This window comes from Chryseobacterium sp., assembly GCF_022712095.1.
GTDB lineage: Bacteria > Bacteroidota > Bacteroidia > Flavobacteriales > Weeksellaceae > Chryseobacterium.
This window is the reverse complement of sequence record NZ_JALAHD010000178.1, coordinates 1-7,482: the sequence shown is the minus strand read 5'-3', so window position 1 is coordinate 7,482 and position 7,482 is coordinate 1. Positions and strand designations below refer to the sequence as shown.

Here is a 7,482-nt window from a genome sequence, read left to right as displayed (position 1 = left end):
GTTATTAGGATTATTATTGGTAGTTGTAGGAAGTTTTCTTCCTTTGGTTCATATTCCGATTATAGGAAATTGGAATTACTGGAAAGTAGACCATAATTTAGCTATCATCTGCTGGGTTCTTTCAGCTTGTGCACTTTTTGGTATTGTTAATAATAATATTAAGATAGTTAGGTTTTTTAGCCTTTTACTGCTGGTATTATTTGGTTTTACCTTAATAGCTATTAAACTTCAGTCAGTAGAATATTTCAACTTTGTTCCTTTTAAATCATGGAGGGAAGCTGTTGCAGGTATTGTAAAACTGAGATGGGGGTGGGCTGTAGAATTTGCTGGAGCTGTAATTATGATCTTAGCAAAAACAAATAAAAATAAAGAATTAAAATAAATTATAAAAATGAAAGAAGTATTCATTGTTTCCGCTGTAAGAACACCTATGGGAAGCTTTTTAGGAAGCTTATCGACGATTCCTGCTCCGAAATTGGGAGCTGTAGCCGTGAAAGGTGCATTAGATAAAATAGGATTAGACCCTAAGAATGTTCAGGAGATCTACATGGGAAATGTATTACAGGCAGGAGAAGGACAAGCCCCTGCACGCCAGGTTGCTTTAGGATCAGGTCTTTCAATAGAAACTCCGTCTACTACTGTAAATAAAGTTTGTGCCTCAGGAATGAAGGCTGTTACAATGGCGGCACAGGCAATTAAGGCAGGTGATGCAGATGTAATTGTTGCTGGAGGTATGGAAAATATGTCATCCGTTCCCCATTATTATAATGCAAGGGTTTCCACAAAACTTGGAGATGTGAAAATGCAGGATGGAATGCTTGTAGATGGTCTTACAGATGTTTATAATAAAGTTCATATGGGAGTTTGTGCTGAAAAATGTGCGACTGATTATGGCTTTTCAAGAGAAGATCAGGATAACTTCGCTATAGAATCTTATAAAAGAGCAGCTAAGGCTTGGAGCGAAGGCAAATTTAATGAAGAAATTGTTCCTGTTGAAATTCCTCAAAGAAAAGGTGAGCCGATTATTTTTGCAGAAGATGAAGAATATAAAGCTGTTAATTTTGATAGAATTGCTACACTCCCTACAGTATTTAAAAAAGAAGGTGGAACTGTAACGGCAGCAAATGCATCAACATTGAATGACGGAGCTTCCGCTTTGATTCTTGTTTCAAAAGAAAAAATGGAAGAATTAGGGCTTAAGCCTTTAGCTAAAATTATATCTTATGCAGATGCAGCTCAGGAGCCAGAGAATTTTACAACGGCGCCTGCTAAAGCATTGCCAATTGCTCTTAAAAAGGCAAACCTTCAGGTTTCAGATATTGATTTTTTTGAATTTAATGAAGCTTTCTCCGTAGTAGGTTTGGCAAACAATAAGATTTTAGGATTAGATGCTTCTAAAGTGAATGTTAATGGAGGAGCAGTTGCCCTTGGACACCCACTGGGAAGTTCAGGATCAAGAATCATCGTTACATTGATTAATATTTTAAAGCAAAATAATGCAAAATATGGAGCTGCAGCGATCTGTAATGGTGGCGGTGGTGCTTCTGCAATTGTTATTGAGAATATATAATTCTCTGCTTCATAGTATATTACCATTAAGGAATAGATAATTTATTTAAAAGTTCATCCATTTCTTAATGGTTTTTTTATTTTTGTGCTACTAATATTTATTTGAAATGTCTGAAATTGAGAATCGAAAGCCTCGACATATAAAAAATAATCCTAAAATAATGAAGGCTTGGGCGGTTTATGACTGGGCCAATTCAGTATATTCTTTGGTCATTACTTCCACTATTTTTCCTATTTATTATTCCATTCTTACAACAGCTTATGAAAAGAAGGAATATGTTCAGGAGACCCATCAGTGGATTGATGTTCCCGTAAGGCATATGATTAAAATTTTTGGAAGAGAATACCAGCCGGATGCAGTATACGGCTATTCATTGACGATATCATTCTTTATCGTGGTATTACTTTCACCATTTTTATCTTCATTAGCTGATACAATTGGTAATAAAAAATCATTTTTACAGTTTTTCTGTTATCTGGGAGCTACTTCATGTATGGGGTTAGCTATGTTTACGGGAATGCATAATGTATTCCTAGGTTTACTTTTCAGTATTACAGCCAGTGTTGGATTCTGGGGGAGTTTAGTCTTTTATAATTCGTTTTTACCGGATATAGCCACACCGGACCGTCAGGATGCCCTTTCAGCAAAAGGATATGTTTACGGTTATTTAGGTTCCGTAGTTTTAGTTGTATTGTGCTTACTTTTAATTCAGGTATTTGCTAAAGGAGCTGCACAGCAGTTATTATTTACAAGAATAAGTTTCTTATTAACCGGTGCATGGTGGTTTGGATTCTCACAATATACATTCAGGTATCTTCCTCAGTTTGGAGATGTAAAAGATAAATTACCAAAGGATCTGGTTTTATTGAATTATAAAAATATCTTTAAGAGACATGAAGAACAGGGTGGCTTTTTTGAGGTTTTAAAGGATAATATGAGCTTCTATAAAGACATTGCCAAGGAAAGTTTTCATGAGCTTTATAAAGTGGGAAATGAACTGTTTAAAGATAGAAATCTTAAATTCTTTTTATCCAGTTTCTTTTTTTATAGCGTAGGAATGCAGACGATCTTTCTGATGGCTACATTGTTCGGAAAAAGTGAAATTAACCTGGCACAGGATAAATTAATTGGAACCTTACTGGTTATTCAGATTGAAGCAATTATCGGGGCTGTTATATTTTCAAGATTGTCAAAACGGATTGGAAATAAAAATGTAATTACTATCGCAGTTGCCTTATGGATTGTAGCCTGTCTGTGGGCTTACTTCTTAAACAAAGAAAATCCTACAGTAGAATATCAATTTTATGGAGTTGCAGCAGTTGTAGGATTGGTGATGGGCGGACTTCAGGCCATGTCCAGATCTACCTATTCCAAATTACTTCCTGAAAACTCTATGGAAAATACCACATTCTTCAGTTTTTATGATGTATTGGAAAAGATTGCCATAATTTTAGGGACTTTCATTTTTGCTACATTGATAGAGCAGTTTAATAATATGCGTTATGCAGCACTTTCCATGACCATATTTTTTGCTGCAGGATTGGTATTGATCCGTTTCTTAAAAGTAAAACCCATAAAGAATAAGGAGACATTGTAATTCGGTTCGAATTTTGCTTATATTAAGCTGAATAATCTTTATCTTTGCAAAAAGATTTATTGTCATTATGACTAACCCTCTATTTTATGCTAAAATAATTCTATTCGGAGAGTACGGAATGATTGAAGATTCCCAAGGCTTGGTAGTACCTTACAGCTTTTATAAGGGAACTTTGAAATTTTCTGATCTCGCATCCGAATTCGAATTAAAGTCTAATCAACATCTTCAAAAATATGCTGATTTCCTTACTGAGCTTAACCTTGCTGAGGATTTCACATTGGATATTGCAAGATTTAAAAATGATATATCCCGTGGACTTTTCTTTGATTCCAATATTCCTCAAGGATACGGAGTAGGAAGTTCAGGAGCTTTGGTAGCTGCTATTTTTGAGAAATATTCCTTGAAGAAACTTAATCCGGATAGTATTTCAAAAGACAATCTGAAAAAGCTGAAATCCATATTTGGAGAAATGGAAAGCTATTTCCATGGAAAGAGTTCAGGTATGGATCCTTTGATATGTTATATGAACCTGCCTATTCTTATCGAAAATAAAGAAAATCTTGATAAAGTTTCTATCCCTAAAGGAGAAGAAGGTAAAGGGGCTATTTTCCTTATTGATTCAGGAATAACAGGAGAAACAGGACCTATGATTCAGATTTTCTTTGAAAAAATGAAAACCGAAGGGTTCCGGAATACATTAAAAGAGGAGTTCATCCGTTACAACAATGCTTGTATAGAGGCATTTCTGAAAAAAGATATGAATCCGTTTTTTAGAAACTTGAAGAAGCTTTCCCATTGGGCTTATGAACATTTTCGTCCGATGATCCCTGAAAGTATTTTTAATATCTGGAAAAAAGGATTGGATTCTAACGCTTACTATTTAAAACTTTGTGGAAGCGGAGGTGGAGGCTATATTTTAGGCTTTACCAAAGACTACGGAAAAGCTGAAAAGATGCTTGATGGTTTTCAGAAGGAAGTTATTTACAGATTTTAAAGAAGTTGGGAATGAATTCTGAAAAAGAAAGTTTCCGACATAAAAATAATTCAAAATCCCTATTTTATAGGATATCACAATTTGTGGGCTTTCTTTTGGGAGCCCGCTTTTTTGTAGCCCTGCTCCTTACTTTTGCCCTGTATGTTTCTACATTTTTCCTCTTTAATCAGGAAGAAAGCTTCAGAAAATTCGTCTTTGATTTTAAAGTTCATGGTATCATTTTTTGTACCGTACTAAGTATCTTGGCAGGAGGAATAATTAACCAGTTCTATGATCAGGAGAAGGATCATATTGTAAAACCATTCAGAACACGGCTTCAGAATTTTACCGAACAGAAATATTTTCTGTATGCTTATCTGGTACTAAGTATTATTTCCCTGGGAGTTGCTTTTCTTATCTCTCACAGAGTATTTATATTTTTTATCATCTATCAGTTTTTTATGTGGTTTTACAGCCATAAATTAAGCCGGATCCTGTTTATTAATAACCTTACTTTTGTAAGCCTTACACTATATCCTTTTTTTGGAATGATGGTGTATTATGAAACATTTTCCATTAAGCTTTTTTTAATGGCTATATTTCTTTTCTTACTGCTTCTCTGTATAGATATTGTAAAGGATACTCTTACAAAAACTGCCGATAAAGCATTCGGATATATTACAATACCTAATTATTTCACCAATAAACAGGCTAAATCTATTCTTATTTCTCTTCTTATAGTCACAATGGTAGTTTCTATGAAACTCATTATAAGAACAGGAATTTCAGGTTTTGTAGGATATTATTTTTCTGCCGGATTATTTGTGTTGATCATTTGTGTCTATCTTCTTTCAGATTATTCCAGAAAAAGTAAATTCTTCACTCTGAATATTTTAAGACTCTGGATTTTTGTGGGGATTATAGCGATGTTAATAAACGGTATTGAATATAAATTGTAGAAATTTTTTTTTCAAAAGACTAAGGTTATTCTTACATTTGTATAACTAAACTTATAAAAGGAATGCCCATTTTCAACGATACTAAGATCGCATTTGCAGACAAGTCAGATGCTCAATTGAAAAAAGCGTATTGGATGTTTAAAATGATTGAACAGCCGGCTTTAACAAACATTGGAACTTCTATTCTTAATTTTACTATTCATAATAATTTCCCTTTTGTTCCCGGAATTGTAAAGAACACTTTGTTTGAGCAGTTTTGTGGAGGAGAAACAAGAGAAGAAAGTATGAAAGTGGTAAAACAGCTCTTCAAAAGAGGTGTTGGAAGTATTTTTGATTATTCCATAGAAGGGAAAGAGGATGAGGAGACGTTTGATGCTGTTTGCAATGAAATTAAAGATATTGTAAGGTTTTCAGTAGGAAATCCTGCTATTCCTTTTGTTGTATTTAAGCCTACAGCTTTTGGTAGAATTGATATTTATGAAGCTGTTGGAAAAAATACAGAGCTTACTACAAGTCAGAAAGAAGAATGGGAAAGAGTAGTAAAAAGATTTGATGATATCTGTAAGCTGTGCTATGAAAATGATAAACAGCTGATGATTGATGCCGAAGAGACCTGGATGCAGGATGCTGCCGATCATCTTTGTGAAGAGATGATGGAAAAGTATAACAAGGAAAAACCTATTGTCTGGAATACCATACAGATGTACAGAACAGGTAGAATTGAATATATGGAGCAGAACCTTCAGAGAGCTCAGGAGAAAAACTATTTTATCGGATATAAAATAGTTCGGGGTGCCTATATGGAGAAAGAAAGAGAAAGAGCTCAGGAAAAGGGCTATGCAGATCCTATACAACCTACCAAAGAAGCTACGGATAACAATTATAATGCTGCCATTGATTTTATAATGAATCACCTCGATAGAGTTTCAGGATTCTTTGGAACTCATAACGAGATTTCTTCAGAGCTTGTAATGGACAAAATGAAGGCTAAGTCTTTAGAGCATGATAACAGACATGTCTATTTTGGACAACTTTACGGAATGAGTGATAATATCACTTTCTATTTAGCCGATAAAGGATATAATGTAGCTAAATATCTGCCATACGGGCCTGTAAAAGATGTAGTTCCTTATCTCACCAGAAGAGCCCAGGAAAATACTTCAGTTGCTGGACAGACCGGAAGGGAACTAAGTCTTATTAACAAAGAACTTCAAAGAAGAAAACAAAAATAGTATATAATTACAAAGCTCCGCATTAAGCGGAGTTTTTTATTGGTACGATCTTTTAATTTTTCCGTTAAAGGGGAACTTTTTATGGCTCAAAACTTTCAAATTTTCCATTTTCAAAGAACAAAACAATTCTTTTTATTTTATTCCCCTGATTATCAATTGCTTGATTAATTAGTTGTTCTGAAATTGGTTCTAATCGCTGAGAATCCGTTATTTTTTCTTCAGCCTTATCCTTGGCTAAAATATCAGCTTCTCGCGGTATATATTTTTGAGTGCTGTCTTCACTTTCGGTTACTCCAAAATTATCATCACCAATTAATGTGAAAAGATCAGGAAGAGGAGTTGGCTTAATCTTTTCCCCGGAATCTTCTTCAGTACTTTCTTCCGGTTCATCAGATTTCAGCATTTCACCTTCTCCATTAATGAGCCAGTCCCACATAATCTCAGGGAAGCGGGATTTTATTTTAATGATAAATTCCAGAGAAGGTTTATTCCTTCCGGAAGTAATGTGAGAAATAGAAGATCTCTGCACATCAATTTCATCTGCAAATTCAGAAGAAGTCAACTTAGAATACTCTATAACTTTTGAAATTCTCTCGTTTAAATTCATAAAAATTAGACTTTCAAATGAATTACAAATGTAAAAATAAAGTTTACAAATGCAAAATACAAAAGTAAACAATTGTAAAAAACTTCAGTATACAAAAGTAAATAGCTGTAAACAGCTATACTACAGTATATTATATATTTGAGGCGTTAAATTTTTTATTGTACAATTTTTATTTTTAAAAGACTTATTCTGGTAATGATGCTTAAAGTAATAGATTAGATAAACGTTATAGTTCAAATCATCAAGCTTATACTATTGTTATAAATACATTGATTACATCTCTTTTTTCTAGGTTTTAAGGACTATATGAAGGTCTAGAGTAGGAGATATGCTAAAAACTTGATTTTGTTGCTTAAATAACGAATCAGGGAAAGAACATATTCCTGTTATATCTCTTGAATGTCTTTTAGTAATAGTCTTTTAATATTAATTTATGAAATTAGATATCCATTAAGTTATACCTGTATTCATAAAAGTTAGATACTGCTTATAAAGTAAAACTAAGCTATCAATTTCCTCAGTAATTTATCAATTTCGGATAATT

The 7,482-nt window shown here is 33.6% G+C and carries 7 protein-coding genes; 6 read left to right on the top strand and 1 reads right to left on the bottom strand.

The window, feature by feature from the left end:
• From Q0A18_RS09265 to Q0A18_RS09240, 6 genes are all read left to right on the top strand, one after another.
• The coding region (locus Q0A18_RS09265; RefSeq protein WP_292009871.1) for a hypothetical protein at positions 1-382 on the top strand (382 nt) is incomplete at its 5' end.
• A 9-nt stretch (positions 383-391) separates the two neighbouring features.
• Positions 392-1,570, top strand: a complete 1,179-nt coding sequence (locus Q0A18_RS09260) for an acetyl-CoA C-acyltransferase (RefSeq protein ID WP_292009870.1) — start codon at positions 392-394, stop codon at positions 1,568-1,570.
• A 106-nt stretch (positions 1,571-1,676) separates the two neighbouring features.
• Positions 1,677-3,167 (top strand): MFS transporter, encoded by a 1,491-nt coding sequence (locus Q0A18_RS09255; RefSeq protein ID WP_292009869.1) that lies wholly within the window; start codon positions 1,677-1,679, stop codon positions 3,165-3,167.
• Between the two features lie 67 nt (positions 3,168-3,234).
• Positions 3,235-4,161 (top strand): mevalonate kinase, encoded by a 927-nt coding sequence (locus tag Q0A18_RS09250; RefSeq protein ID WP_292009868.1) that lies wholly within the window; start codon positions 3,235-3,237, stop codon positions 4,159-4,161.
• Positions 4,162-4,172: 11 nt separating this feature from the next.
• Positions 4,173-5,099: a UbiA family prenyltransferase gene (locus Q0A18_RS09245; protein ID WP_292009867.1), complete on the top strand. Its 927-nt coding sequence runs from the start codon at positions 4,173-4,175 to the stop codon at positions 5,097-5,099.
• Positions 5,100-5,161: 62 nt separating this feature from the next.
• Positions 5,162-6,331, top strand: a complete 1,170-nt coding sequence (locus Q0A18_RS09240) for a proline dehydrogenase family protein (RefSeq protein ID WP_292009866.1) — start codon at positions 5,162-5,164, stop codon at positions 6,329-6,331.
• A 79-nt stretch (positions 6,332-6,410) separates the two neighbouring features.
• Here the strand turns inward: Q0A18_RS09240 and Q0A18_RS09235 are convergent, their stop codons facing one another.
• Positions 6,411-6,938 carry a helix-turn-helix transcriptional regulator gene (locus tag Q0A18_RS09235; RefSeq protein ID WP_292009865.1) on the bottom strand — a complete coding sequence of 176 codons (528 nt, stop codon included), beginning with the start codon at positions 6,936-6,938 and terminating at the stop codon, positions 6,411-6,413.
• Positions 6,939-7,482: the final 544 nt, after the last annotated feature.

Bases quoted from the DNA above. Each gene is read 5' to 3' on its own strand.
- Q0A18_RS09255 (WP_292009869.1), top strand. From the start codon at position 1,677: ATGTCTGAAATTGAGAATCGAAAGCCTCGACATATAAAAAATAATCCT.
- Q0A18_RS09240 (WP_292009866.1), top strand. From the start codon at position 5,162: ATGCCCATTTTCAACGATACTAAGATCGCATTTGCAGACAAGTCAGAT.
- Q0A18_RS09245 (WP_292009867.1), top strand. From the start codon at position 4,173: ATGAATTCTGAAAAAGAAAGTTTCCGACATAAAAATAATTCAAAATCC.
- Q0A18_RS09260 (WP_292009870.1), top strand. From the start codon at position 392: ATGAAAGAAGTATTCATTGTTTCCGCTGTAAGAACACCTATGGGAAGC.
- Q0A18_RS09235 (WP_292009865.1), bottom strand. From the start codon at position 6,938: ATGAATTTAAACGAGAGAATTTCAAAAGTTATAGAGTATTCTAAGTTG.
- Q0A18_RS09250 (WP_292009868.1), top strand. From the start codon at position 3,235: ATGACTAACCCTCTATTTTATGCTAAAATAATTCTATTCGGAGAGTAC.